Origin of the sequence: Sphaerisporangium sp. NPDC049002 (assembly GCF_040649355.1) — a bacterium.
In the GTDB taxonomy this organism is placed as follows: Bacteria; Actinomycetota; Actinomycetes; order Streptosporangiales; family Streptosporangiaceae; genus Sphaerisporangium.
The window spans coordinates 1-2,407 of the sequence record NZ_JBEZFH010000404.1; the positions used below are offsets into that span (position 1 = coordinate 1).

Here is a 2,407-nt window from a genome sequence, read left to right on the forward strand (position 1 = left end):
CGGCCACGGTTCTGGGACATGGCACCTCGACCTCGATCGACCCGGAGCGACCCTTCAAAGCCCTGGGCTTCGACTCCCTCACGGCCCTCGAACTCAGAAACCATCTGAGTCAGCACACCGGTCTCAAACTCCCGCCGACCCTCATCTTCGACCATCCCAGCCCGCGTGCGCTTTGCGCGTACCTCGACAGCAGGGTTTCCGCAGTCATACCGAAGGAACGCCTGACCGGGCCCGTGCGTCGCCGTGCCGGCAATGCCGACACCGTGGATTCCTTCGCCGCCGGACTGGCCGGCCTCACTCCAGGTCAACAGCAGGAGCGACTCCTGCGGCTCGTCCAAGCCAATGTGGCGACCGTTCTCGGGCATGTCAGCTCCAGCACTCTCGACCCAGAGCAGCCGTTCAAGGATCTCGGCTTCACCTCACTCAACGCGCTTGAGCTTCGCAAGCAGCTCGGCCAGACCACCGGCTATCACTTCTCTCCGACCGTCGTCTTCGACCACCCCACGCCACGGGCTCTGGCAATGCATCTCTACGAGCAGGTGGCCGGTGTCACATCCGCCGTCGTTCCGACGCCGGGCGGGATCGAGACAGACGAGCCGATCGCGGTGGTGGGGATAGGTTGCCGTTTCCCTGGTGGGGTGGGTTCTGCTGGGGATTTGTGGGATGTGGTCGCCTCGGGGAGAGAGGTGATCGGTGAGTTTCCGGTGGATCGTGGCTGGGATCTGGGCAGGTTGTTCAGTTCTGATCCGGATGAGTCGGGGACCACGTATGTGCGGCGTGGCGGGTTCTTGGCTGACGCTGGTGGGTTCGATGCGGAGTTCTTTGGAATTTCGCCGCGTGAGGCGTTGGGGATGGATCCGCAGCAGCGGGTGTTGCTGGAGGTCGCGTGGGAGGCGGTGGAGCGTGCGGGTATCGATCCGCGCAGCCTGGCCGGGACTTCCACCGGCGTCTTCGCGGGTACGTGGTCCCATGAGTACGGTGCCGGGAGCGCCGAAGCCGTCGAGGGCCATCGGCTGACCGGGGTATCGGCCAGCGTGGCGTCCGGGCGTATCTCCTATGTGCTGGGCTTGGAGGGTCCGGCGATCACGGTGGACACGGCGTGTTCGTCCTCGCTGGTGGCGATCCATCTGGCCGTCCAGGCGTTGCGCCGGGGTGAGTGCGAGATGGCGCTGGCCGGTGCCGTCACGGTCATGGCCTCCACCGAACTGTTCGTGGACTTCGCCCGGCAGCGCGTGCTCGCGGCGGACGGCCGGACCAAGGCGTTCGGCGCCGGTGCCGACGGCATGGTGGCGAGCGAGGGCGCTGGGATGCTGTTGCTGGAGCGGGTGTCCGACGCCCGTCGTCTGGGTCACCGGGTACTGGCGGTGATCCGTGGGTCGGCCATCAATCAGGATGGAGCTTCGAATGGTCTGACGGCTCCGCATGGTCCTTCGCAGCAGCGGGTGATTCGTGCGGCCCTGGCCGATGCGGGGGTCGCTGCGGCTGATGTCGATGTCGTCGAGGCTCATGGCACCGGGACCACGCTGGGTGATCCGATCGAGGCGCAGGCGATCATCGCCACGTACGGGCAGGACCGGCCCGCTGACCGGCCGTTGTGGCTGGGGTCGGTGAAGTCGAACATCGGTCATGCGCAGGCGGCGGCTGGTGTCGCTGGTGTGATCAAGATGGTGGCGGCGATGGAGCGGGGGGTGTTGCCGAGGTCGTTGCATGTGGACGAGCCGAGTCCGCATGTGGATTGGTCTGGTGGGGCGGTGTCGCTGCTGGCCGAGTCGCGGGGGTGGCCGGGGGGTGACCGGGTCAGGCGTGCGGGTGTGTCGTCGTTCGGTATCAGCGGTACGAACGCTCATCTGATCCTTGAGGAGCCGCCGGCCGTTTCGGAAGAGCCGCCGGTCGTCGACGGTGATGGTGGGTCGTCGTTGGTGGTGTGGCCGCTTTCGGGGCGCAGTGAGGAGGCGTTGCGGGCCCAGGCGGAGCGGCTGGGCGCGTTCGTGGCTGGTCGTCCGGGTGTGGATGCGGTGGCGGTGGCTCATGGTCTGGCCAGGGGGCGGACGCATTTCGCGCACCGGGCCGTGATCGTGGGTCCGGCGGTGGGCGATGTCGATCAGGCCGCTGAGACTGCTCAGATCGGTGAGATCGCCGAGGCCGGTGTGGCCCTGGGTGGGGCGCTTGGGTCTGTTGCTGGGGGGCGTGTTCATCCGGGTGTGGTGTGTGGCCGGGTGTCTGTGCGGGGTGCGGGGAAGACGGTGTTTGTTTTTCCTGGTCAGGGGTCGCAGCAGCCGGGTATGGGGTTGGGGTTGTATGAGGCGTTCGGTGTGTTTCGCCGGGCGTTGGATGAGTGTGATGAGGCGTTGCGCCCGTATACCGGTTGGTCGGTGGTGGGGGTGTTGCGTGGGGATGTGGGTGCCCC

1 protein-coding gene is annotated in these 2,407 nt (G+C 66.9%); it reads left to right on the top strand.

Going from position 1 to position 2,407, the window contains the following annotated elements:
- The coding region (locus AB0B89_RS35990; RefSeq protein WP_358562146.1) for a beta-ketoacyl synthase N-terminal-like domain-containing protein at positions 1 to 2,407 on the top strand (2,407 nt) is incomplete at both ends.